This window comes from Halomonas sp. GFAJ-1 (assembly GCA_002966495.1).
GTDB lineage: Bacteria > Pseudomonadota > Gammaproteobacteria > Pseudomonadales > Halomonadaceae > Vreelandella.
Genome location: CP016490.1, coordinates 1,000,676 through 1,025,548, shown reverse-complemented (window position 1 = coordinate 1,025,548; position 24,873 = coordinate 1,000,676). Strand labels below are relative to the sequence as shown.

General features: G+C 54.9%; 24 protein-coding genes. 18 read left to right on the top strand and 6 right to left on the bottom strand.

Annotated elements, in window-relative coordinates:
• The first annotated feature begins 179 nt into the window (after nucleotides 1–179).
• The 8 genes from BB497_04735 (at nucleotide 180) to BB497_04700 (ending at nucleotide 8,269) form a co-directional block, all read left to right on the top strand.
• Complete coding sequence (locus BB497_04735) at nucleotides 180–1,295, top strand: uroporphyrinogen decarboxylase (GenBank protein ID AVI62056.1); 1,116 nt, start codon at nucleotides 180–182, stop codon at nucleotides 1,293–1,295.
• Entirely contained in the window at nucleotides 1,292–2,152 is an 861-nt protein-coding gene (locus tag BB497_04730; protein AVI62055.1) for a spermidine synthase, read from the top strand. The genes BB497_04735 and BB497_04730 overlap by 4 nt, the downstream gene beginning before the upstream one ends.
• A 127-nt stretch (nucleotides 2,153–2,279) precedes the next feature.
• Entirely contained in the window at nucleotides 2,280–3,290 is a 1,011-nt protein-coding gene (locus BB497_04725; protein AVI62054.1) for an amino acid ABC transporter substrate-binding protein, read from the top strand.
• Between the two features lie 244 nt (nucleotides 3,291–3,534).
• Entirely contained in the window at nucleotides 3,535–4,560 is a 1,026-nt protein-coding gene (locus tag BB497_04720; GenBank protein AVI62053.1) for an amino acid ABC transporter substrate-binding protein, read from the top strand.
• Between the two features lie 84 nt (nucleotides 4,561–4,644).
• On the top strand, nucleotides 4,645–5,835 hold the full coding sequence (locus BB497_04715) for an amino acid ABC transporter permease (GenBank protein AVI62052.1): 1,191 nt from the start codon (nucleotides 4,645–4,647) through the stop codon (nucleotides 5,833–5,835).
• A 21-nt stretch (nucleotides 5,836–5,856) separates the two neighbouring features.
• Nucleotides 5,857–6,957 carry an amino acid ABC transporter permease gene (locus tag BB497_04710; GenBank protein ID AVI62051.1) on the top strand — a complete coding sequence of 367 codons (1,101 nt, stop codon included), beginning with the start codon at nucleotides 5,857–5,859 and terminating at the stop codon, nucleotides 6,955–6,957.
• Between the two features lie 85 nt (nucleotides 6,958–7,042).
• Nucleotides 7,043–7,771 (top strand): ABC transporter ATP-binding protein, encoded by a 729-nt coding sequence (locus BB497_04705; protein AVI64261.1) that lies wholly within the window; start codon nucleotides 7,043–7,045, stop codon nucleotides 7,769–7,771.
• A gap of 102 nt (nucleotides 7,772–7,873) precedes the next feature.
• Entirely contained in the window at nucleotides 7,874–8,269 is a 396-nt protein-coding gene (locus BB497_04700; GenBank protein ID AVI62050.1) for an enamine deaminase RidA, read from the top strand.
• Here the strand turns inward: BB497_04700 and BB497_04695 are convergent.
• The gene (locus tag BB497_04695; GenBank protein AVI62049.1) at nucleotides 8,266–8,859 is read right to left on the bottom strand and encodes a phosphoglucomutase; all 594 of its coding nucleotides are present in this window, start codon (nucleotides 8,857–8,859) and stop codon (nucleotides 8,266–8,268) included. The two genes, BB497_04700 and BB497_04695, sit on opposite strands and share 4 nt — an antisense overlap.
• Nucleotides 8,860–9,017: 158 nt before the next feature.
• On the opposite strand from BB497_04695, the gene BB497_04690 reads away from it, so the two are divergent.
• From BB497_04690 to BB497_04660, 7 genes are all read left to right on the top strand, one after another.
• The gene (locus tag BB497_04690) at nucleotides 9,018–10,007 is read left to right on the top strand and encodes a phosphonate ABC transporter substrate-binding protein (protein ID AVI62048.1); all 990 of its coding nucleotides are present in this window, start codon (nucleotides 9,018–9,020) and stop codon (nucleotides 10,005–10,007) included.
• Nucleotides 10,008–10,064: 57 nt separating this feature from the next.
• Nucleotides 10,065–10,871: a phosphonate ABC transporter ATP-binding protein gene (locus BB497_04685; GenBank protein AVI62047.1), complete on the top strand. Its 807-nt coding sequence runs from the start codon at nucleotides 10,065–10,067 to the stop codon at nucleotides 10,869–10,871.
• Entirely contained in the window at nucleotides 10,858–11,670 is an 813-nt protein-coding gene (locus BB497_04680) for a phosphonate ABC transporter, permease protein PhnE (protein AVI62046.1), read from the top strand. The genes BB497_04685 and BB497_04680 overlap by 14 nt, the downstream gene beginning before the upstream one ends.
• On the top strand, nucleotides 11,664–12,473 hold the full coding sequence (locus BB497_04675; GenBank protein AVI62045.1) for a phosphonate ABC transporter, permease protein PhnE: 810 nt from the start codon (nucleotides 11,664–11,666) through the stop codon (nucleotides 12,471–12,473). The genes BB497_04680 and BB497_04675 overlap by 7 nt, the downstream gene beginning before the upstream one ends.
• A 97-nt stretch (nucleotides 12,474–12,570) precedes the next feature.
• Nucleotides 12,571–13,002, top strand: a complete 432-nt coding sequence (locus BB497_04670) for a hypothetical protein (protein AVI64260.1) — start codon at nucleotides 12,571–12,573, stop codon at nucleotides 13,000–13,002.
• A 69-nt stretch (nucleotides 13,003–13,071) separates the two neighbouring features.
• Nucleotides 13,072–14,931 (top strand): chemotaxis protein, encoded by a 1,860-nt coding sequence (locus BB497_04665; GenBank protein ID AVI62044.1) that lies wholly within the window; start codon nucleotides 13,072–13,074, stop codon nucleotides 14,929–14,931.
• 8 nt (nucleotides 14,932–14,939) lie between these two features.
• The gene (locus BB497_04660; protein ID AVI62043.1) at nucleotides 14,940–17,048 is read left to right on the top strand and encodes a chemotaxis protein; all 2,109 of its coding nucleotides are present in this window, start codon (nucleotides 14,940–14,942) and stop codon (nucleotides 17,046–17,048) included.
• Between the two features lie 4 nt (nucleotides 17,049–17,052).
• On the opposite strand, the gene BB497_04655 is transcribed toward BB497_04660, so the two are convergent.
• Nucleotides 17,053–17,979 carry a LysR family transcriptional regulator gene (locus BB497_04655; GenBank protein ID AVI62042.1) on the bottom strand — a complete coding sequence of 309 codons (927 nt, stop codon included), beginning with the start codon at nucleotides 17,977–17,979 and terminating at the stop codon, nucleotides 17,053–17,055.
• Between the two features lie 181 nt (nucleotides 17,980–18,160).
• Here BB497_04655 and BB497_04650 point away from each other — a divergent pair, with 181 nt between their 5' ends.
• Nucleotides 18,161–18,937, top strand: a complete 777-nt coding sequence (locus tag BB497_04650; protein AVI62041.1) for a ferredoxin--NADP(+) reductase — start codon at nucleotides 18,161–18,163, stop codon at nucleotides 18,935–18,937.
• Nucleotides 18,938–19,103: 166 nt separating this feature from the next.
• Here BB497_04650 and BB497_04645 read toward each other — a convergent pair whose 3' ends face one another.
• The 3 genes from BB497_04645 to BB497_04635 all read right to left on the bottom strand — a co-directional run bounded on the left by BB497_04645 (nucleotide 19,104) and on the right by BB497_04635 (nucleotide 21,282).
• A complete protein-coding gene (locus BB497_04645; GenBank protein ID AVI62040.1) occupies nucleotides 19,104–19,442 on the bottom strand; it encodes a transcriptional regulator in 339 nt (112 codons plus the stop codon).
• A gap of 207 nt (nucleotides 19,443–19,649) precedes the next feature.
• Complete coding sequence (locus BB497_04640) at nucleotides 19,650–20,897, bottom strand: ammonium transporter (protein AVI62039.1); 1,248 nt, start codon at nucleotides 20,895–20,897, stop codon at nucleotides 19,650–19,652.
• 46 nt (nucleotides 20,898–20,943) lie between these two features.
• Nucleotides 20,944–21,282, bottom strand: coding sequence for a transcriptional regulator (locus BB497_04635; protein AVI62038.1), 339 nt, complete (start codon nucleotides 21,280–21,282; stop codon nucleotides 20,944–20,946).
• A gap of 349 nt (nucleotides 21,283–21,631) precedes the next feature.
• Here BB497_04635 and BB497_04630 point away from each other — a divergent pair, with 349 nt between their 5' ends.
• Together BB497_04630 and BB497_04625 are read left to right on the top strand one after the other, a co-directional pair.
• Nucleotides 21,632–21,994 (top strand): hypothetical protein, encoded by a 363-nt coding sequence (locus BB497_04630; GenBank protein AVI62037.1) that lies wholly within the window; start codon nucleotides 21,632–21,634, stop codon nucleotides 21,992–21,994.
• A 215-nt stretch (nucleotides 21,995–22,209) separates the two neighbouring features.
• On the top strand, nucleotides 22,210–23,718 hold the full coding sequence (locus tag BB497_04625; protein ID AVI62036.1) for an ATP-dependent protease: 1,509 nt from the start codon (nucleotides 22,210–22,212) through the stop codon (nucleotides 23,716–23,718).
• Here the strand turns inward: BB497_04625 and BB497_04620 are convergent.
• Entirely contained in the window at nucleotides 23,715–24,683 is a 969-nt protein-coding gene (locus tag BB497_04620) for an alpha/beta hydrolase (GenBank protein ID AVI62035.1), read from the bottom strand. The genes BB497_04625 and BB497_04620 overlap by 4 nt on opposite strands.
• Nucleotides 24,684–24,873: the final 190 nt, after the last annotated feature.

The following is a 24,873-nucleotide window of genomic DNA, read 5'->3' as shown; positions in this document are numbered from 1 at the left end:
CATAGTTTACCAGGAAGCGGCGGCGGCCTCACGGTATCCCTAGGGTGCAACGATTAATAGGGTGCGACGATTAATGCCAGCCCAGACGCCGCCATGCGTCCTATCTTCACGTACAATTCCTATCTTCAGGTACAAAGACTCCCTTACAATGCGGGCAAATTTCTTAAGAGCAAGTGTTTATGACCACCACACCTTTGCAAAACGACCGTTTTCTCCGCGCGCTGGCTCGTCAGCCCGTAGACCGCACTCCGGTGTGGATGATGCGTCAAGCAGGCCGTTACCTGCCGGAATACCGCGCCAGCCGTGCCGATGCGGGTAGCTTTATGGATCTGTGTCGCAACCATGACTTGGCCTGTGAGGTCACGCTGCAGCCTTTAGAACGCTACCCCCTTGATGCCGCCATTCTGTTCTCAGATATATTGACGATCCCTGACGCGATGGGCTTGGGGCTCTATTTTGAAACCGGCGAAGGCCCGAAATTCAAAAAAACCGTGCGCACGCCACAAGAGGTTGCCGCACTCACCGTGCCCAACGCCGAGCGCGACCTTGATTATGTGATGCGCGCAGTGTCGACCATCCGTCGTGAGCTCAACGGCCGTATGCCGCTGATTGGTTTTTCAGGCAGCCCTTGGACGCTGGCTACTTACATGGTGGAGGGCGGTTCAAGTAAAGATTTCCGCCACCTGAAAACTATGCTTTACGATACGCCAGACACCATGCACCAGCTGCTGGACACCCTGGCCCACGCGGTAACCGACTACCTGAATGCCCAGATTCGTGCGGGCGCCCAGGCGGTGCAGATTTTTGACACCTGGGGCGGCGCGCTATCTACCCCGGCTTACCTTGAGTTCTCGCTGCGCTATATGGAGCAGATTGTTTCCGGTTTGATCCGCGACCACGACGGACGCCGCGTGCCGGTCATCCTGTTCACCAAAAATGGCGGCCAGTGGCTTGAACACATCGCCTGCGCCGGTGCCGATGCGCTGGGTATCGACTGGTCTACCGAGCTGTCTGACGCCCGCGCACGGGTGGGTCATAAAGTAGCCCTGCAAGGCAACCTCGACCCTAACGTGCTGTTCGCACGGCCTTCTGCTATTCGCGCTGAAGTGGCACGCGTGCTTGAAAGCTACGGCCACGGCCCGGGCCACGTGTTTAACCTGGGCCACGGCATCAGCCAGTTCACTAACCCAGATAATGTCACCGCCTTTATGGACGCGCTGCACGAGTTAAGCCCCCAATACCACCAAGGCATTGCAACGCAAACCAGCGTCCCACGCTCAGGAGCAAAGTCATGAGCGAACTACGTAACGACCAGTGGTTCACCGAGGTATTTGATAGCCACGGCAGCGCCTTCTCGCTGAAAATCTCTGAAAAACTGCTGGATGTACAGAGCCCTTACCAGCACCTAGAAGTGTACGCCACGGAGACCTACGGCAACCTGATGGTGCTGGATGGCTGCGTGATGCTGACCGACCGCGACAACTTCCTCTATCACGAGATGATTGCCCACCCGGCGCTATTCACCCATCAAGACCCCAAGCGGGTGGTGATCATTGGCGGCGGTGACTGTGGAACGCTTAAAGAGGTGCTCCGCCACCCCGGCGTTGAAAAAGTCACCCAAATCGACATTGATGAAGAGGTCACCAAGGCGGCGGAGCGTTTTTTCCCGGCGTTGGTGGAAGCTAACGGCGACCCCCGAGCCGAACTGCTATTTGCCGACGGCGTGAAGTGGGTAGATGACGCTGCCGATGAGAGCATCGATGTGCTGATTATCGACTCCACCGACCCGGTAGGCCCTGCCGAAGGGCTGTTTAAAACCGACTTCCTGAAGCGCTGCCACCGCATCCTAAAAAATGGTGGCGTGATGGTGCAGCAGAGCGAATCACCGCTCTACCACAGCGGCTCTATCATTCGTGAGCTGCGCAACGATATGCGTGAAGCAGGCTTTGATAGCGTGGCCACCCTGCCCTTCCCACAGCCGGTGTACCCCTCTGGCTGGTGGAGTGTGACCTTGGCGGGTAAAAACGCCAACGTGGAAAGCTTTCGCGAACAAGCTGCCGCCAGCCACGAAATGCCGCTACAGTACTACACAGGTGATGCCCACCGTGGCGCCCTGGCACTACCGCCCTTTATGCGGAAAGCCTTTGCGTAAGTGAGCGCTAAGGTATTGACAGCGAAGGCCGGGCATTGCTCGGCCTTTTTTGTGCGCTTAGTTTTATTTGCTAAATCTGTTTGTTTGCTAAACCTGTTTATTTAGCTATCCACGTTAAGGAATAAAAATGAAAAACGTTCGTTGGTTGGGGTTAGGAATCAGCATACTGCTACCCACGGTGGCCATGGCCAGCACTTTGGAAACGGTGCAGAACCGTGACAGCCTTCGCTGTGGCGTCAATGCCGCCCAGCCGGGCTTCTCTTCACTGGATGACGATGATCAGTACCGCGGCCTGGATACCGACGTGTGCCGAGCAGTTGCCGCAGCGGCGCTCGGGGATGCAACAAAAGTAGATTTCGTACCGCTAGACTCTGTAGAGCGCTTTACCGCCCTGCAGTCTGGCGAAGTCGATGTACTATCCCGCACCACCACGTGGACATCGAGCCGTGACACCACCCTGGGCATGCACTTTACCGGCGTTAGTTACTACGACGGCCAAGCCTTTATGGTCGCTAGTGACCTGGGCGTGCAAAGCGCCAAAGAGCTGGATGGCGCGGCAGTCTGCACTCAGTCCGGCACCACCAGTGAGCTTAACCTATCCGACTACTTCCGCCTCAATGGAATGACCTACGACGCCGTGGTGTTTGATGCCCCTGAGCAGTCGATCATCGGCTTTGAAGCGGGCCGCTGCGACGTTTTAAGCTCCGATGCCTCCCAGCTCTATGCTCAGCGCATGCAGCTTGCCGACCCCAGCATGGCTGTTGTACTCCCCGAAATCATCTCGAAAGAGCCGCTTGGCCCCGCCGTGCGCCAAGGCGATGACCAGTGGTTCAACATCGTCAAATGGACGCTGTTTGCCATGCTTAACGCCGAAGAATTGGGCGTTAGCCAGGAAAACGTGGACGAGCATCTCACCTCAGAAGACCCCGATGTGATGCGCCTGCTAGGTCAGGACGGTAATTTTGGCGAAGCCATGGGTATTGAGACCGACTGGGCTTACCAAATCGTCAAACAGGTAGGCAACTATGCGGATATTTATGATCGTAACGTGGGTACAGGGTCAGATTTCAATATTGCACGCGGCTTAAACAGTCTTTGGAATGACGGCGGCATTCAGTACGCTCCACCCATTCGCTAAGACGTCCGATTATTAAGCTCTCAGCAGAGAGTATCACCTCTGCATTAGCGGCTACGCACCAAAAAAGTGCGCACGGTAGCCGCTAATGCACTTTCATGCACCACAACTTTGGTAGGAAATTGCTCCGTTTTGCGTTGAAAAGCGCTGAATTTAACGTCGTATCATTCTTGGCACCTTCCTTGCTAGCTTTTAGTGTCATGCACCTGCATGCATAACGACATTACATCTAGGAAGGGGAACTACCATGTTTAACAAGAAACACTTGGTACTGCTGGCATCTGCGGGCGCCATCACCGTTGCGGGCGTAGCAACTGCGCAGGCCAGCACGCTCGAAGATACCAAATCACGCGGGGCCGTTCAGTGTGGTGTTAGCGATGGCTTACCAGGTTTTTCCGCGCCAGACGATAGCGGCGAGTGGCAAGGTATCGACGTTGACGTATGCCGCGCCGTAGCAGCAGCGGTGCTGGGTGATGCCGATGCGGTTAACTACATCTCCTTAAATGCGGTTGAGCGCTTCACCGCGCTGCAGTCGGGCGAAGTGGACGTACTGTCACGCAACACCACCTGGACCACTACCCGCGATACGACCCTAGGTCTTAACTTTACCGGTGTTAACTTTTACGACGGCCAGGGCTTTATGGTTTCCCGCGACCTGGGCGTTTCAGAAGCCTCTGAGTTAGATGGCGCCGCTATCTGCATCCAGTCGGGCACCACTACAGAACTCAACCTAGCTGACTACTTCCGTGCTAACGACATGGAATTCGACCCGATTGTATTTGATACGTCTGAGCAAACGGTAGGTGGCTTCCAAGCTGGCCGCTGTGACGTACTCACCTCTGATACCTCTCAGCTTGCTGCTCTGCGCATCCAACTAGATGACCCAGATGGCGCCGTCATTCTCTCCGATGTTATCTCAAAAGAGCCCCTTGGCCCGGTGGTTCGCCAGGGCGACGACCAGTGGTTCAATATCGTCAAATGGTCACTCTTTGCCATGCTTAACGGTGAAGAGTATGGCGTTACCAGCGAAAACGCTGAAGAAATGCGCGACTCTGATAACCCCGACATTGCACGCCTGCTCGGCCAAGACGGCAACTACGGTGAAGGCATGGGCTTAGACGCTGACTGGGCTTACAACATCCTAAGCCAAGTGGGTAACTACGGCGAAAGCTTTGAGCGTAACGTAGGAATGGACTCTCCGCTGGAAATCGAACGCGGCGTTAACGCGCTGTGGAACCAAGGCGGCTTCCAGTACGCACCGCCGATTCGCTAAGCGTCTCGATTGACCCCGGCCCGCCCTCCTGTTTAGTGACGGCGGGCCATTTGATTGACCTGCCGTATCGCGGAGACGCTATCCATGTCCGTTCGACCCAACTCTCGCCCGGTCGGCCAAAAGCCTCCCTTCTGGCGAGACCGCGCTAAGCGCGCTCTTATTTTTCAGTTACTCCTTGTGGCCGCTGTCGCCGCTTTTTTGCTCTATATCGTCGGGAATACCCAGGACAACTTATCCGCACGTGGCATTACTACCGGGTTTGGTTTCCTAGGTAACACCGCAGGCTTTGGGATAGTTCAGAGTCTGATCGACTACTCATCCCAAAGCACCTACGGCCGCACGTTTGTCGTGGGCCTGCTCAACACCCTATTGGTAGGGGGTTTAGGGGTCTTAGCGGCGACCATCATTGGGTTTATTGTCGGGATTGCCCGCCTGTCGCCTAACTGGTTACTTGCCCGCTTAGCCAATGCGTATATCGAAACCTTTCGTAATATCCCACTGCTACTGCAAATTTTCTTCTGGTACTACGCAGTGCTTCGCACGCTGCCCAGCGCCAGGGACAGTCTCGCCTTTGGTGAAGTTATCTTCCTCAACGTGCGCGGCCTCTACCTGCCTGAACCGCTCTTTGAGTCAGGCTTTGGCCTCATCCCCGCAACCTTTATGGCCGCGGTCATTGCCAGCATTGCGCTGGTTGTTTGGAACAAACGCCGCCATGAGGCAACCGGCAAACGCATCCCAGCTTACTGGATTTCGTTTGCGTTAATTTTCGGCTTACCCATGCTGGTATTGGTGGCCACGGGTGTGCCGGTTACTTGGGATGTGCCAGAGCTGCGTGGCTTTAACTTCCGCGGTGGCATTACGATCATTCCTGAGTTCCTCGCTTTATGGCTTGCGCTGTCGATTTATACCGCCTCGTTTATCGCCGAAATTGTGCGCTCAGGCATTCAGGCCATTTCACACGGCCAAACCGAAGCCGCCCAGGCGCTTAGCCTGCCGCGCAATCTAGTACTGCGCTTAGTGGTCATTCCCCAGGCGCTGCGTGTGATTATTCCGCCGCTTACTAGCCAATATCTAAACCTGATCAAGAACTCATCGCTGGCCACGGCTATTGGTTACCCAGACCTTGTCTCGGTGTTTGCAGGCACCACGCTGAACCAGACTGGCCAAGCCATTGAGGTCATTGCCATGACCATGGCGGTCTATCTGACCATCAGCCTACTGGTGTCCATGTTTATGAACTGGTTCAACGCCCGCGTGGCGCTGGTTGAACGCTAGGCCAATGGCGAGGAAATACACATGATTCATAACCAATCGATGATTGATCCGAGGCCCGCCCCCAGTAGTTCAGTGGGGCCAGTCGCGTGGCTGCGCACCAACCTGTTTAACGGCCCAATCAATACCATCTTTACGCTTATCGGGCTTTACGTGCTGTATCTTTTGGTCGTGCCCACCGTGCAGTGGGCGTTTATTAACGCCGACTGGGTCGGCACGAGCCGCGACGACTGCTCACGTGAAGGCGCTTGCTGGGTATTTGTCAATGCCCGCTTTAGCCAGTTTATTTATGGCCTTTATCCGCGCACAGAAATATGGCGCGCTAACGTGGCGTTTGCGGGTTTCTTTGCGCTGATTGCATGGCTGGCTATTCCCAAGCTGCCCTTTAAACGCTGGGTGGCGGTGTTTGCCTTAGTGGGCTTTCCGGTAGTGGCCTACGTGCTGCTCCACGGCGGCTACTTCGACCTGCCCCGCGTACCCACTCACCGCTGGGGCGGTTTAATGCTGACCCTGCTGTTGGCCACCGTCGGTATGGTGGGCGCGCTACCCATTGGTATTGTGCTGGCATTGGGGCGGCGCTCTAATATGCCCATCGTCAAAAGCTTCTGCGTAGTATTCATTGAGTTTTGGCGCGGTGTGCCGCTGATTACCGTCCTGTTCATGGCCTCGGTAATGCTGCCGCTGTTCTTACCCTCAGGAATCAGCGTTGACCGCTTAGTACGTGCGCTTATCGGCCTTACGCTGTTCCAAAGTGCCTATATGGCTGAGGTTATCCGGGGTGGTTTACAGGCTATTCCCAAAGGCCAAGAAGAGGCTGCGGCCGCGCTAGGGATGACCTACTGGAAACGCATGGGGCTGATTGTGTTACCCCAAGCGCTAAAGATGATGATTCCAGGCATCGTGAATACCTTTATCTCGCTGTTTAAAGACACCACGCTGGTCATGATTATCGGCTTGTTTGACCTATTAGGGATCGTGCAAGCGGCACTGTCCGACTCTCGCTGGCTGGGCTTCTCGCTAGAGGGCTATGTATTTGCCGCGTTTATGTTCTGGATCTTCTGTTTCAGCATGTCGCGCTATAGCCAGTACTTAGAACGCAAGCTACACACCGGCCATAAGCGCTAACGCCGCTTTTATTAACGATTTTTAGCAGGATACTGACATGACACAAGCAGCCACCAACGTCTCTGGCACACGTACTTCTGATCTGATGGTTGAAATGCGCGGCGTTAACAAATGGTACGGCGACTTTCACGTGCTACGCGATATCGACCTAGAGGTTAAACGCGGTGAGCGTATCGTTATATGTGGACCTTCTGGCTCGGGTAAATCCACGTTGATTCGCTGCATCAATCATTTAGAAGAGCACCAGCAGGGTGAAATCGTGGTGGGCGGCGTGCCGCTGACCCAGGACGTTAAGCGTATCGAGCAGATTCGTCGCAGCGTGGGCATGGTCTTCCAGCACTTTAACCTCTTCCCCCATTTATCGGTGCTGGAAAACTGTTGTATCGCGCCCATGTGGGTGCAGAAAAAGCCGCGCCGCGAAGCAGAAGAGCAGGCCATGCGTTACCTAGAGCGGGTGCGCATTGCCGAGCAGGCCAAAAAGTATCCCGGACAGCTTTCAGGCGGCCAGCAGCAGCGGGTGGCGATTGCCCGCTCGCTGTGTATGCACCCCGATGTGATGCTTTTCGACGAGCCCACCTCCGCCCTTGACCCTGAAATGATTAAAGAAGTGCTAGACGTCATGGTCGAGCTGGCCAATGAGGGCATGACCATGCTTTGCGTGACCCACGAAATGGGCTTCGCCAAAACCGTCGCCGACCGGGTGATTTTTATGGATCAGGGGCAAATCATTGAGGAGAACGCGCCTGAGCCGTTCTTTAATAACCCACAGTCTGAGCGCACGAAGCTGTTCTTAAGCCAGATTCTGGGGCACTAAGTACGGGAATGGGTAAGACAATGGGCCTCATCGCAGGCCCATTTTTGTATTTCATTTATAACTAGCATCGCCGACACATCGACATAAGAGAGACAGTTTACGATGGAAAAGCTATTTATCGACCGCGCCCCACAGCCGATTGCGCCCTTCTCCCACGCATGCCGGGTGGGAGATTTGGTATTTATTACCGGCCAAATGCCCACTGTTCCGGAAACCAACGAAATGCTGCTGGGTACGTTTACCGAACAAACCCACCGCGTGATGCAAAACCTAGCGATTGTGCTGGAAGAGGTGGGCAGCAGCTTTGAGTACGTGGTTCAGTCACGGGTATTTATTACCAACATGGGCCACTTTGACGAGGTAAATGGTGTATATGCCAGCTACTTCCAGAAGCCGCTGCCTACCCGCACCTGTATTGGCGTTACCGGCCTTGCCGGTGGTGCGGACGTAGAAGTGGACATGATTGCCTGGATTCCGCCCAAAGAAAGCAACGCTTAACCGCCCAGCCGGGTAATACTCGCGGGCAGTAGTGCGGCCTGCTCACGGTGTTGCGTCAGCGGTTTATTGGCCAGCGCAGTGAGCAGTATCTGTAACGGATCCCCATGACTAACCACCAGCACCGTCTCGCCGCTGCACTGCTGCTCTAGCCCCTCGATCACTGCACACAATCTCGCAGCTACGCGGCTTACGGCTTCCACTTGGTACTGCTGATGGTCGGCATCCTGAGCATCTAGCGCCCATACATCGGGGTAATATCGATCCGCCTGACCATCAAGCTCACCAAAATAGCGCTCACGCAGGCGCTGCTCTTTCTTCAGCGTTAAACCAAAAGCACTGGCAACCCTTTCAGCGGTTTGTGTTGTACGTAAAAAGTCCGAATGCACTACCCGCGTCGGGGTTGGCCACTGCCAGTCTTCTACCGTCTCAAGCAGTTGCTGTTCTCCCAAAGCAGAAAGCCCAAACGCGTTAAGCCCCCTTTCAGGCGAGCTAATAATTAAGCCCTGCTCATTGGCTTGGCTATGCCCATGACGCATCAAGAGATAGCTGTTTCGCCAATGATAGGAAGAGGTTCTGAAAGTGTTTGACATAGCTTTGCAATAAATCCTAGATTGGAAGAGATCGTTTTCGAAAAATAAACATCTAGCATTACCAATGTCCACTTACGAAACGCACGCCAAGCAAAAGAAAGCGCTAAACGCGATAGTGGATAGCAAAACACAAAAATAACGCATATAAGAGGCTAACTATGGAAACATCACGTTTCTGCAAACGACCGCTTGCTATGTTCGCGGCGGCATCGCTGCTCCCCTTAGCACTGCTCTCTACCCACGCCTTCGCAGAATGCGAACGCGGCGATCTTGACACTATTTTCTGCGACGAAGATGGCGATATGGTCGCTGACCGGCCAAGCGATGAGTCAAAGTGGGTCAACCCAGACACTCTTATTTTTGCTTATACGCCCGTAGAAGATCCTGCCATTTATTCAGACATCTGGCAGCCTTTTATTGACCACTTATCTGAGGTTACCGAGCGTAACGTGCGTTTCTTCGCGGTACAGTCCAACGCCGCACAGGTTGAAGCCATGCGCAGCGGGCGATTGCATATCGCCGGTTTCTCAACCGGGCCAACCCCATTTGCCGTTAATTTAGCGGGTGCGGTGCCTTTTGCGCTGATGGGCTCCGACGACGGCCAGTTCGGCTACACCCTGCAGATGTTCACCCACGTGGACTCTGACATTGAGAGCCTTGAAGACCTTAAAGGTAAACGGGTAGCCCACACCTCACCTACCTCTAACTCTGGCAACTTGGCTCCGCGTGCCTTGCTGCCCGAACTAGGGATCACGCCAGAGGAAGATTATGACGTGGTCTACTCCGGCAGCCACGACCAGTCCATGCTGGGTGTTGTAGCGCGTGACTACGACGCAGCGCCGGTCGCTTCTGAGGTTGTCGAGCGCATGGCCGCACGGGGGCTTTACGATGAAGAGGATGTTCGGCTGATTTATGAGTCAGACCGCTTCCCTACCACCTCCTATAACTACGCCCATAACTTGCACCCAGACCTCGTGGAGAAAATCGAAGAAGCCTTTTTTACCTTTGATTTTGTCGGCACCGAACTTGGCGAAGAGTTTGAGGGCGTCGAGAAGTTTATTCCGATTAATTACAAAGATAACTGGCAAGTGATTCGCACCATCCAAGCCGCTAATGACGTGCGTTATACGCGGGAAAATTTGGAGTAACGCGTACCGCGCCGCTACTCGCGGCGCGGTTCTTCGTTTATCGATGGAAGCGAACCTATGCTGGAAATTACAAATCTGGTCAAGCGTTATGGCCACAACGAGGCGGTGCTAAAAGGCCTCGATCTTAAGGTAGAAGACAACAGCGTTGTGTCTATCGTAGGCGCTTCCGGTGCCGGTAAAAGCACCATGCTGCGCTGTATCAACCGCTTAGTAGAGCCCACGTCAGGCTCGATCAAACTCAACGGTGCTGAGCTGGTTAACGTGAAAGGGGCTGAGTTACGCCGTGCCCGGCGCAAAATTGGCATGGTGTTCCAGGGCTTTAACTTACTGGATCGGCTCACGGTTATGGAGAACGTACTCGCCGGGCGGCTTGGCTACGTTAACCTCTATCAAGCCATCTCACGTCGCTACCCCCAAGCCGATATAGAGCGCGCATTTAGCCTCATGGAGCGAGTGGGCATTGCCCATTACGCCAATAAGCGTGCCGATGAGCTTTCCGGCGGTGAGCGCCAGCGCGTTGGCGTAGTGCGAGCGTTAATGCAAGAACCTGACTTACTGCTGGCCGACGAGCCAACGGCATCGCTAGACCCACGTACGTCGGAACAAATCATGATTCTGCTGCAGAGCCTTGCCAGTGAGCTTTCGCTGCCAGTATTGATCAACATTCACAACGTTGCCCAGGCAAAAACCTACACAGAGCGCATTGTCGGCCTGCGCCACGGCAAGATGATTTTTGACGGGCGGCCCGCGGACTTTAACAAAGACGCGCTAGATGCCATTTATGGTGGCATTGAGGCACCGGATGAAACGGTTTCCGAGCAGCCGCACCGCTCAGCGGAGGTAGAACGCCATGACTCCGCCTGACCCCCAACCCCATGTGCCTCGCACCTGGAAAAAGCCGCCGTTTATTGCCAACCCCTTTATTCGCTACGGCATTTTTATTGTCGCCGCGATTTATCTGGTGTGGGCTTTCGGTTCTTTGCCGTTTAACTGGGCACGCATTTCGGAAGGCCTACCTAGGGCTGCCCGCATCTTTAGCGGCGGCTTCCCACCAAGCTTTGAGCGCTTTGGCCTGCTGCTCACCGGGTTTAAAGAGAGCTTTCAAATCGCCATTCTGGCAACGCTCTTGGGTGTGCTGCTCTCGATTCCTTTTGCGGTGATGGCCGCACGTAACATTGCCCCCCTACCGATCTACTTAATTGGCCGTTCGGTGATCATTATCTCGCGCAGCTTTCACCCAGTGATTGTGGCCATTTTATTTGTCGCAGCGGTGGGCTTTGGGCCGCTGGCAGGTATTTTAACGCTCACCCTCTACTCCATTGGCTTTGTAGGCAAACTGCTGGCCGAAGAGATTGAGGAGATTGACTGGGGGCAAGTAGAAGCCATGCGCGCAGCAGGTGCAGGCTATATAGCCACACTGTATTACGCTGTCTTCCCACAAATATTACCCCGTCAAGTTGGTTTATCAATGTATCAACTTGACAGCAATTTGCGCGCCTCTGCGGTGGTTGGCATCGTCGGGGCGGGGGGTATCGGTGGCACGTTAATGAATGCCTTTGGCCGTTACGATTACGACTTCGCCTTTGCGATTCTGCTGATCATTATTGCGGTTATTTTGCTCAGTGAAGGCATCAGCGGCTGGGTAAGGAAAAAAATATGGTAGATCACGCACAGCAACTCGCCGACCGCGTTTGGCAACGCTACGACCGTAAAGAGAGGCTCATCCGCTATGCGGTGCTACTAGGCACGTTGATGCTGGTGTTCTGGGCAGTTCGCGATATTGATATTTTCTGGCCCTGGGTGTGGGACGCCCCCAATCAAATGTCGAATTTGGGTGCGCGCATGTGGCCCCCGAGCGCTGCCGGGCTAAGCAATATTTTGAACGCGCTGCTGGAAACGGTGCATATCGCGACGCTAGCAACCTTTCTCACTATTTTTCTAGCCCTGCCGGTGGCCTATATCGCTGCCCAAAACACCACGCCCAATCGTGCGTGCCTGTGGCTCGGGCGCTTTATTCTGGTCTCAAGCCGCTCGGTTAATACAATTATATGGGCGCTGTTATTCGTGGCCATTTTTGGCCCCGGCGTGTTAGCAGGGATCCTGGCGATTGTGTTTCGCTCGATAGGCTTTATCGGCAAATTAATGGGCGAAGCCATTGAGGAAATCGATCGCCGACCGGTGGAGGCTATGGAAGCCACCGGTGCTTCCAAAGCCAAAGTGGTTGCCTACGCTATTGTGCCTCAGGTGATGCCGGCCTTTTTCGCCATTGTGATTTTGCGTTGGGACATCAACATTCGTGAGTCCACCGTGCTAGGGCTCGTGGGCGCTGGCGGTATTGGCGTGATTCTTCAGGGCGCTATCGATACCTTTGCCTGGCCCACTGTTGCCACCATTTTGATCGCGATCATCGTGCTTGTACTGATTGGCGAGGCAATTACCAGCTTACTGCGCAGCAAGGTACTTTAACTCTCCAAAACATGTTTTAGCCCTCGCAAGTGTTTGACCAAACGGCAAACGCTTGCCATGGTTAAGAGGCAACTAATGACAAGGAGGACGTATGACGATGACCACCTATATTGTGGTAGCCGATGCCGCCCGTGCGCGTATTTTCACCCGTGATGCACTAAACCTCGTTGAACAGGAGAGTTTGGTACATGCGGAAGGACGGCTGCATGAAGGAGATTTAATCACCGATCGTCGTGGCGCCGATGTCCATGAGTCAATGTCCACTACGTCACGCTCCTCCGGTGAAGAGGGAGCCGCTTCAAAACATGAGAACGAGCTGTTTGCTAAAGAAGTGGTTCAGCGCCTTTATACCGCTCGGGTGGAAAACAGCATGGAAAAGCTGATTATGGTTGCGCCGCCTAAGTTTCTAGGCCTACTGCGTGAAAAACTTGATAACCCCACTCAAAAGCTGGTTATTCACACGCTCTCTAAAGATCTAAGCAAAGCCTCTGTGCAGGATATTCAAAACGCGGTAAGCGATTTGCGTTAATCGTCACTCAAGTCGTGGTCGTTCTCGCCGATAGAGCTTTGGTATCCAGCCATCCTCGAGAGAGCGACCATGTTTTCCTCCCTTCGCATACGAATCTTACTTGCTGCCTTAACGGCAATTACCCTCGCTCTGATTATTAACGGCATTGCCAGCTATACCACTGTTAAGCATCACAATAGTCAACAAATTAGCCGTAACTTAAGCGCCGTCGTAGACGGCAACACACAAGCCATTAATGAGTGGTTTAACGCCCGTTATACGATGCTCGCCAGCATGGAAGATACGGTCGCTAGCGACTCCCCACTGGCTGCATTACGTCAGCTAGCTGATTCCGGCAGTTTTATGTCCACCTACATTGCCTACCCTTCTACATCAGCGGCCGTATTTTCTGACGAATGGCAACCCCCCAGTGATTACGACCCACGGCAGCGCCCTTGGTATCTAGAGGCTGCTGAAGCGCAAGATACTATTATTACAGCACCTTATGTGGATGCTCAATCAGGTGGATTGATTGTTACCTTTGCACGCCCTTTCTACCAAAACAATCAGCTTGCCGCCGTTATCGGTGCTGACATTAGCATTGGTGACGTCATCGATATCGTCTCAGGCATTGCGCCTACGCCTTCCAGCTTTGGCTTTTTAACAACAGAAGACGGCACCCTCGTCGCCCATCCTGATGCTGAATTAACGCTTGAAGCTTCTACGCAGTTGAGTGGAGACCTTACCAATGAACGCCTTAGCCAAATCATCCAAGGCAATGAGCCCCAAGCACTTAAGCTGCAAAACAGCGATAAGCTGCTTATGGGGAGCTATGTCGGCGGCAGTAGCGGTTGGCAGCTCATCGTTGCACTCGATGAACAAGAAGCGACCGCAGGGCTGCGCGCCATTGCCACCACATCGATAGTAACGCTGCTAATTGTCGCCGCCATTACCGCAGTTGTCTTTAGTATGCTGCTCTCACTGCTGCTGCGCCGCTTACTCGGGGTGCGTAATGCAATGGATAACATTGCCTCTGGAGAGGGCGATTTAACCCAGCGCCTACCAGAAGAGGGCAACGACGAGGTTTCCCAAATCGCCAGCGCCTTCAACCGTTTTGTCGGCAAAATGGAAGCGGTATTGATCGATGTACGCACCAGCAGCGAGTCGGTTCACCATGCGGCGAACGAAATCGCCCTGGGCGGCCAGGATCTATCCCGACGCACCGAGAACGCAGCGTCTAATCTGCAGGAAACCTCTGCCTCAGTGGAGCAGATAACGAGCACGGTCGAGCACACCGCCGCGTCCGCTCAAGAAGCCAACAAGCTCTCCCATACGGCCTCGAAAGTGGCTAAAGAAGGGGGACAAGTGGTAGCTAACGTGGTCACTACCATGGAAGACATCTCCCAGTCTTCCAATAAAATTGGCGAGATCGTCACGCTCATGAACAGCATTGCCTTTCAAACCAACTTATTGGCCCTCAATGCCTCCGTAGAAGCCGCCCGGGCGGGGGAGCATGGCCGAGGCTTTGCGGTCGTGGCCGATGAAGTACGCAAATTAGCAGGGCGCAGTAGTGACGCGGCCAACGATATTCAGAAATTGATCGAAGATTCACAAAGCAAAGTGAATAACGGCACCACATTAGTGCAAAACGCAGGGGCGACCATGCAGGATATCGTGGCCCATATTACCCGTGTTGCCGATGTGCTGGAGGAAATCAACTCCGCGACTAGCGAGCAGAGCGATGGCATTAAGCAAGTCAATATCGCCGTGGCGGAACTTGACCGTATGACCCAAGAGAATGCCGCCATGGTGGAAGAGTCCACTACCGCTGCGGAACAGCTAAAAGAGCAGGCCGATCACCTTAAGGGCACCGTCAGCAGCTTTAAGCTGTCGTCAGCAACGCCCCAGGCACTTGAAAGCCCTCGCCCATATATGGCCTTAAAGGGATAGCCACGCTTATGCATTTTCGCTCTTTACGCTCGTTTGTGGTTGCCTTAGCCGCGCCTTGCTTACTTGCCATCGTTGCAGCGCTGGTGGCGTATAACTTAATTGCCGCCGCCCGCACCCAACAAACGGTGGATGACTATACACGCCCCTTAATTAAGGGCGCGCTTGATGCGCGGCTGGATGCCATTGCCGATGCAGAGGGCGAGCGCATCCGCCGAGAGTTAGACACGGCGATGACCCTCGCGTCTCAACTGGCATCTACCAATGCCTTGATGGGCGTAGAAGATGAAGAAGGGTTCCGAGCGTTACACCTGAGCCGCCGCCAGTTATCGAACCTGGTTCGCCAAACCGTCGCCGATCACCCTGCTCTTTTGGATGCCTTTATTGGCTGGGAGCCCAACGCCTTTGGGGATGACGCACGCTACGCGGGTGATGAGCGCTACGGACATGACGGCAGCGGCCGTTTTATGCCTTGGTGGTACCGTACCGGCGACGGCTCCCTGGCGGTACTACCCCTGGGCGATACCATGGAGAGCCAAACACGTCTAGCCAGTGGCGTTCGCGAAGGCGAGTACTACCTGTGCCCGCGCGAAACGCTGGCCCCCTGCATTATTGACCCCGCCGCCTACGACTATGACGGCGTCACAGAGCTGGTCACCTCCTTCAACGCACCGATCGTGGTGGATGGGGAGTTTCGTGGCGTCGCAGGGGTGGATCTATCGCTTAACTTTATTCAAACGCTATTAAACGAAGCCAATCAATCCCTCTATAACGGAGCAGGCCGCATGGCGCTAGTAGCCGGCCGTGGCGGCTTAGTAGCGGACACCGCAGGCGAAAGTGGCCTTGGCTTACCAGCAAGCGAGTCGCTTAGTAATACGCTGATGTCTGGGATTGCCCAAGCGGCCTTTCAGGGCAGTCTCCACAGCAGCCTAGATGACGGCATGCTACAGCGCTACCAGCCTATTCCTCTGGGTACCGAGCAGCCCTGGGTACTGGTGTTGCAGCTACCCGAGTCACTGGTACTGGCAGAGCTAAATACGCTGCAAGGTTTGCTCGGCGACCAGCGCCAGCAAAACACGATCGGCATGACGCTTGTTGGCCTGTTACTTGCCTCTATTGGCGTCATAGCCCTTTGGTGGATTGGTGGGCGAATCGCACGTCCATTAAAGCGGCTTGCTAACCGTATGCAGGAAATTGCCTCGGGCAGTGGCGATCTTACCCAGCGTTTGCTGGTGCATGGCCGCGACGAGAGCGCAGCGTTAGCCGAGCAATTCAATGCGTTTGCCGCCAAAATCCAAGCGATTTTACTGGATGTACGGCGCAGCAGCGAAGCGGTCAATCATGCCGCCAATGAGATTACCCAAGGGGGCCACGATCTTTCACGGCGAACCGAACAGGCCGCTGCCAGCCTGCAACAAACATCTTCTGCTATGGAAGAGATTAGCAGCACCGTTAGCCATACGACCCACGCCTCTAAGGAAGCCAGTGGGCTTTCCGAAACCGCCTCGGAGCTAGCATCCCGCACGGATAGCGCATTTGAGCAGGTGGTCACCACCATGACGGATATTCGTACCAATTCTGATGAGATACAGAGCATTGTCAGCGTCATTGATGGCATTGCCTTCCAAACCAACCTGCTGGCGCTAAACGCATCCGTCGAAGCCGCTCGGGCGGGGGAACATGGGCGAGGGTTTGCTGTTGTAGCAGATGAAGTACGCAAATTAGCGTCGCGTAGTAGCGACGCCGCCAAAGATATTCGCCAGCGTATTGATGCCTCAGCCAACAAAGTAGAGAGCGGCACCCAAATGGTGCGCGATGCCGAAGCCGCTATGCGTGAGCTGGCCCAGAGCGTAACGCGCGTCACTCAGATGCTAGGAGACATCAGCACAGCAGCGCAAGAACAGAACGATGGCATCAGCCAGGTCAGTATTGCTGTGACCGACTTAGACCAGATGACCCAGCAAAACGCTGCCCTGGTGCAAGAATCCACCACCGCTGCCGAACAGCTGAAAGACCAAGCCGATCGGTTGGCCGCATTGGTGGGTGGCTTCACACTTGAAACGACTGGCAGCGAGGCGCTAAAAGAGTATTCACTGCCGGCTCCAGAAACGTGCCGCTGATGGGCTAAGGAATCGGCGGTAGCGGAATATCATCGCTACGCTTAGCGCCCGCGGTCATTTCGCGGCAGAGCCGCAGGAACTCACGCACTCCGGTGGTGAGGTACTTGTGGCGGTGCCAAATAAAGGTGAACTGGCGTCTTAAGTCTAACTCCGGCGTGGGCAGCGGCACTAAGCTGCCCCGTCGGAAGGCATCGCGTAGCGCCAACCTGGAAACGCAGCCGATACCCAGGCCCGATTCCACTGCCCGTTTAATGCCTTCGGTATGCTCAAGCTCCAGCAGGGTATTAAACCGACTGCGCCGATGGCGGGCGGCGTGCTCAAGGGTCATGCGCGTACCTGAGCCCTCTTCGCGCATTATCCAATCCTCACGGAGCAACTGCTCCAGTTCAAGATGCTCACGCCCCGCCAGTGGATGGCGCGGCGAGCAGAACACGCAAAGCTCATCTTCGACCCAAGGCTGGCTGATAATCATCTCGTCATCGCACTGCCCTTCAATCAGCCCCAAATCCAGCGAGTGCTGGCGCACGCCTTCGATGATATGCCGCGTATTGCGCACCGCTAGACGCACGCGGCTGCCGGGGTGCTGCTGCATAAAGTCACTAATCAGCAGCGTGGCTAAGTAGTTGCCAATGGTAAGGGTTGCCCCGACATCTAGCGCGCCTACCCCCTGCTGGCCGCGCAGTAGCTCCTCCACTTCTTCGGCACGGTCCAGCAAGGCCACGGCTTTGGGCAACAGCTGAAAACCGAGCGCATTAAGCTTTAACCGCTTACCTATACGATCCAGCAGTTGGCAGTCGAATTGGCGCTCTAGCTCCGCCAACGCCGTACTGGTCGCGGACTGAGACATGGCAAGCGCACGCGCTGCATGGGAAACGCTTTCGTGCTGGGCAACCGCCACAAAGACCTCTAGCTGGCGCAGGGTGTAATGCATAGCAGTGACCTATCCGTTCGGGGCTCTATATCTATTATTTAGATAAGTGTTATCAGTATAATTCACTTAACAGATATACCACCCGTTATTTAGAATTAGCAGCATCATATACAGCTATTTTTTATTCTTTTTTAGAATATGGCGGCGAGGCGTAGCCCACTCTGCCCCTAGAGGAGTCAGCATGAGCAAGTTTGCCTTAGAAGAAGTCCTCAGCGTTCATCACTGGAACGACACTCTGTTTAGCTTCCGCACCACCCGCGAGCGCAGCCTGCGCTTCAAAAATGGTCAGTTTGTGATGATCGGCCTGGAAGTAAACGGCAAACCGCTGATGCGTGCCTACTCCATCGCCAGCCCTAACTACGAAGACCACCTGGAGTTTTTCAGTATTAAAGTGCCCGACGGCCCTCTCACCTCGCGCCTGCAGCACTTAAAAGTGGGCGATCAAATTATGGTCAGCCGCAAGCCCACCGGCACCCTGGTATGCGACGACCTGCTGCCGGGTCGCAACCTTTACATGCTCTCCACCGGCACCGGTCTTGCGCCCTTTATGAGCCTGATCCAAGACCCTGAAGTGTATGAGCGCTTTGAGAAAGTAGTGTTGATACACGGCGTACGTGAAGTCTCGGAGCTGGCCTACGCTGACTTCATCACCAAGGAGCTGCCCGCTCACGAATACCTGGGCGAAGAGGTCGCCGAGAAGCTGGTTTACTACCCCACGGTCACCCGCGAAGAGTTCCACACCATGGGCCGCCTGACCGACCATATCCGCAGTGGAAAACTGTTTGAAGATACTGGTCTTCCGCCGATTGATCCGCGCCAAGACCGGGCGATGATTTGTGGCAGCCCCGCCATGCTGGACGACACCAGCGCGCTGCTGGACGAGCTGGGCCTGAATATCTCTCCGCGAATGGGCGAGCCAGGCGATTACGTGATTGAGCGTGCCTTTGTTGAGAAGTGAGTCGTGAGTCGTGAGTCGTGAGTAGAAAAATTCTAGTCACTTTAATGACCACATCACTAATACAAAGCCCCTGCTGGAGTTGATCCACAGGGGCTTTGTGCTGCTTACTATTTACAGTGCAAAAACTGACAGCTTTTTACTTCACCACTCACTATTCACCGTTAACCTAAACAGCGTCTTTCCCGGTTTCACCAGTACGAATACGGATCACCTGCTCAAGCGGCATGACAAAGATTTTGCCGTCGCCAATTTTGCCTGTATTGGCCACCTGCGTGATGGCATCGATGACCTGCTCCGCCATATCGTCATCGACCGCCACCTCCAGCTTTACTTTGGGCAGAAAATCCACCACATACTCTGCACCACGGTATAGCTCTGTGTGGCCTTTTTGACGACCAAAGCCCTTCACTTCAGTGACTGTAATGCCCTGCACGCCGATATCAGAGAGTGATTCGCGTACGTCATCAAGCTTAAACGGCTTGATAATGGCTGAGATTAATTTCATTGCGACATCCTCTAGCTTGGTGGCCTATTGTCGAAGGTTGGCGGGCCACTGTGGTTAAAGCCCATCACCCGTTACCGTTAAGCATACACCGCTACCGGCGGAGAATAAAAAATCAACGCAAATGTAGCCTAAGCGTATCCTAAAACAAAAAGGCCTCCCGGTTAGGGAGGCCAAGGGAGCGCGCCGGCTCACTTCATTAGCGCACGTTTATTTCTTAACGCTAAACTCAGGGTAGGCTTCAAGTCCGCACTCAGCGATATCCACCCCTTCATACTCTTCTTCTTCGCTAACGCGGATACCCATGATGGCTTTCAGCACCAGCCATACCACTAGGCTCGCCAAGAAGACCCAGGCGAAGATGCCCAGCATACCGATGATCTGCGCCCCGAAGGTGGCATCAGCGTTAGACAGAGGCACTGCCAGACAGCCCCAGATGCCTACCACACCGTGCACCGAGATCGCACCGACCGGATCATCAAGCTTCAGCTTGTCGAGCATCACGATGGAAACCACAACGATCAGGCCACCCACCATACCGATCAGCATTGCACCGAAGGCAGTAGGCGCCAAAGGTTCAGCCGTAATCGCCACCAAGCCCGCCAGTGCACCGTTAAGCGCCATCGTCAGGTCTGCCTTGCGGAACCATAGCTTCGCCAGGATAAGCGCAGCAATAACACCCCCCGCCGCTGCTGCATTGGTGTTTACCATGACTTGTGCAACATTATTAGCGGAGTCTACGTCTGACACCTTCAGCTCAGAGCCACCGTTAAAGCCGAACCAGCCCATCCACAGGATAAAGGTACCCAGCGTTGCCAACGGCAGATTAGCGCCAGGAATAGCCCGGATAGTGCCGTCGTTACCGTATTTACCCTTACGTGGACCTAATACCAGCACACCGGCTAAGGCAGCTGCCGCACCAGCCATGTGAACAATGCCCGAACCTGCAAAGTCTGAGAAGCCGATCGCATCAATCCAGCCGCCGCCCCAAGTCCAGTAGCCCGATACCGGATAAATCACACCCGTCATCACAACAGCAAAGGCTAAAAACGCCCACAGTTTCATGCGCTCGGCAACCGCACCCGACACAATCGACATCGCCGTGGCAACAAATACTACTTGGAAGAAGTAATCTGCACGCATGGAGTAGTAAGGCGCGTCATCACCGCCCGCGGTTACCGCATCGGCGCTGTTTTCACCGCCTAGCAAGAAACCAAGGTTAGGCAGGAAACCACCTTCCGCGCTGGAGTACATCAGGTAGTAACCCAACAAGAGGTACATGGTGCAGGCAATTGCAAACAGCGCGATGTTTTTGGTGAGAATTTCGGCGGTATTTTTAGAGCGCACCAAACCGGCTTCCAGCATCGAGAAGCCAGCCGCCATCCACATGACCAACACGCCACACATTAAGAAGTAGAAGGTGTCGAGCGCGTAACTCAACTCTGCAAGCTCGTTCATTGTCAGTTCCCCATTAACCATAGAAAGATGTTATTAGCTGGCTGGATTACACGGCATCAGCGCCGCGCTCACCGGTACGGATCCGAATCACGTCTTCAAGGGGTGTTACAAAGACCTTGCCGTCCCCGATTTTGCCGCTGTTCGCCGCGCTGCAAATAGCATCAAGAACGCTTTCCAGACGCGCATCATCAACAGCAACTTCCACTTTTACTTTGGGTAAAAAATCGACCACATACTCTGCGCCGCGATATAGCTCGGTATGCCCCTTTTGACGACCAAAACCTTTGACCTCTGTAACCGTGATGCCCTGAACGCCGTTGTCGGCGAGCGCTTCACGAACGTCGTCAAGCTTGAATGGCTTGATGATAGCGGTGATGAGTTTCATCCCGGTTCTCCCCTGCTGGATTAGCCCTGCTGAATAGGAGGCGACATGGTCGCCCGAAATAAGTGCTTGTCTCGTTAATGCGCATACCGTGCCACTCGATTTTTTTATTATTAAAGTCAGTAACTTGACAAAATATACGGAACCTTTAATACGCTTAGGACAAGAATTGAAATAGCGCGCAGCATGACGCTGCACCATAAGTGATCATTCAAAAAAGCTGCGCGCCCCATTTCGATGCAACGATAATCTGAGCGCACAAATGCAAACGACACATGCGTATTAGCGAAGGGTTGCGTATCCTTACTATTAAGCAGTTCACATTTATGCGTGTTCGTTTAAGGAGAGAACTATGGCGCCCCAAGACCGCATCAGCCGTCTCGCTCAGCAGATTGGCGATCGTTTACAAAACGCATCCCACGCTCCCGAAGATATCCAGAAAGGCGTACAGCAAGTCGTGCGTGGCGCCTTTGACCGCCTGGAACTCGTGTCACGGGAAGACTTTGATATTCTGATGGATGTGCTGCAGCGCACTCGCGCAAGGGTTGAAGCCCTGGAGCGGCAGGTGGCTAGCTTAGAAGCCACGGTAGAAGCCTCTGTGGCTAACAACACCACGCCGCTTGAGGCCGAGGTGCCCCCTACGCCTGATCACACCGACTCGACAAAGCCTATCCAGCCAGGGGCTGCTGCAAAGCCGAACGCCACCGACGAGTAAGCGTAAACGCGTCACCAAGACGGCAGTGCGTTGATACGCCTGCCGCCGCCCTCCTGCGCCAATGTGATGCATGATTATCCCGACTTCTCCCTACAGCACGCCATCGCCGCTAAAGGAACAGTGGTGGCTAATCCAGGGCGACTACTAGGTTTACTTGGTTAAAATAAAGTAAGATTTGGCTAAACCTGGATGATAACAAGTAGCGAGGGAGCGCGATGACATTAGCCATTGTTGCCACACGCGCAGGCGTTGGCTTAGAGGCACCGGCGGTACATGTAGAGGTTCATTTAGCCAATGGGTTGCCGGGACTTACGCTGGTGGGGCTGCCGGAAACCGCGGTGAAAGAGAGCCGCGAACGGGTGCGTAGCGCACTCATCAACGCAGTCTTTGACTTTCCCAACACCAAACGCATCACCCTGAATCTTGCCCCCGCCGACCTGCCCAAAGAGGGCGGCCGGTTTGATCTTCCCATTGCCCTGGGCATTCTTGCCGCCTCCGGGCAGATACCTGTAGAAGCATTGGAAGGCATGGAGTGCGCGGGCGAGCTAGCGCTAGATGGCAAGCTGCGCGCCGTGCCCGGCGTGCTGCCCTTTGCTTTGGCCACCCGGCGAGCGAACAAGGCGCTGATTATTCCTCGCGCCTGCGCCGATGAAGCGGCGCTGGCTGGCGATCTACCCGTTCTGCCCGCTGACTCGCTCTGGCAGGTAGTTGCTCACCTTTTGGGCCAGGAAAAAATCACACCCCATCAGCTCTCTGCGTCAGTTAAATCCACTGCCCCCATGGCAGATTTAGCCGACGTGCGCGGCCAGCATCAAGCGCGCCGAGCGCTAGAAGTCGCTGCTGCTGGCGGCCACAACCTGATACTGGCAGGGCCGCCAGGCACCGGCAAAACCATGCTGGCCAGCCGCTTGCCCGGCATTCTGCCGCCGCTTTCAGAAGAGGATGCGTTAGAAGTCGCCGCAGTGCGCTCCGTATGTGGGCTGCCGTTAGAAGCCGACTGGGGCCAGCGGCCGTTTCGCCAACCCCACCACAGTGCCAGCGCCGCCGCACTGGTCGGCGGAGGCTCTAAACCCAAACCAGGGGAAATCTCGCTAGCTCACCACGGCGTGCTGTTTTTAGACGAGCTGCCGGAGTTCTCCCGCAACGTCTTAGAAGTGCTGAGGCAACCCCTAGAAACAGGTACCATACATCTAGCCCGCGCCAGCCACGAGCGCCGCTACCCTGCTCAATTTCAGCTCGTAGCCGCCATGAACCCCTGCCCCTGCGGGCACTTAGGCGACCCACGCCAACGCTGCCAGTGCAGCGCCAGCCAAATTCAGCGCTACCAAGCACGGCTTTCAGGCCCGCTTCTTGACCGTATTGATCTACAGGTGGAAGTCCCCGCGCTGCCACCCGAGCAACTCACCGCCCAAACCCAGGGCGAGCCTTCAAGTGCCGTGCGGGAGCGCGTAATGGCCGCACGCGAACGGCAGATGGCCCGAGGCGCACTTAACAGCCAGCTGAGTGGCAAAGCCTTAGAAGCCGCCTGCGCGCTTAACGACGAAGAGCGCGCCTGGCTGGCAAGCGTGCTGGAAAAGCTCAAGCTTTCCGCCCGCGCCTACCATCGCGTGCTCCGCGTTGCGCTCACCCTGGCGGATCTACAGGGCGAGCCTAAACCCTCACAGCCGCACTTTATCGAAGCCATCGGCTACCGGCAGTTAGATCGAATGTTGAAAGGGGCTTAACGCACACTCTCGACAAAATGATCCAGCGCTTCAAATAGCACATCGCGGATAGGTTCCGCTTCGTTGACGAGATGGTGGCGGGCATCTGGGTGGCGGTGCACCTCAGCATTAGGGAATTTCTCCGCTAACACATCTAAGTTCCACTCCCAGTCGACGGTTAAATCCTGCTCACCTTGCAGAATCAAGGTAGGCAAGGGGTTAGGCTGCAGCGCCAGCAACCGCGGCATCCAGCGGCGCATGGCAGTAATCCAGGCAACGCTTAAACGCTCGGGCTGGAGCGGGTCGTGGTCGCGGAGAAACTCGGTAAACTGCTCATCGGTGGAGTTGGGCCGATAATTACGCGGCAGCTCCTTCACAAACGGGCTGGCTATCAGATGCAACCAGCTAGCTTGGCTCCAGCGCCAGGGGCGCACTAGCGGCGCCAGCAGCACAATGCCCGACCAGCCGGATGCTTCCCGCCGGGTAAGGGCATCAGTTGCCAGTATCGCCGCACCGGTACTTTGCCCTACGCCCAGCCACGGCTTAGGAGCCATACCCTGAACTTGCAGGGCAGTCTGCAAATGCATTAAGCAGTGCTGATAATCGTCAAAGTCTTCGATCTCTGCCCGGGGGCCGCTGGAAAGCCCATGACCGGGCAAGTCCCAAAGCACCACCCGCCACCCCTGCGCCAGCAGGCAGCCAAGCAAGTGCCGGTAAAGCCCTAAATGGTCAAAGTAACCGTGAATGACAAATGCGGTTCCAGTGGGCCTAGGAGGGCTCCACACCTGGCACCACAGGGCAAAACGGCCCGTATCAATGAATCCAGCATGTACCTCGCTAGTGTCATTGAGCAGTGCTTCTAAACCGTAATGGCAAAAATAGTCATTTACGGCGTCTGTTAGCGCGTCACCCAGCCGTAAGCGTGAGAGCGATGACTTACCTGCCGCTTGCCGAAACAAGCCTTCCAAGTGTTGGAAATTATGCATCAACGTCGCTCCATAAATGCCACCTTCCATTGGCCAAGAGTCAGGCAATAGGGGCTACCTTTCTCATCATTTGGTCGAGCATTTTGCCGCTTTAAAGAGTAGGCTGTTTACATGTACGTTCAGATATGGAAGTATTTTCCATAAATATACCTTTACCCTGACCGTGGACCTTTCCTTAACCCACGGGCAC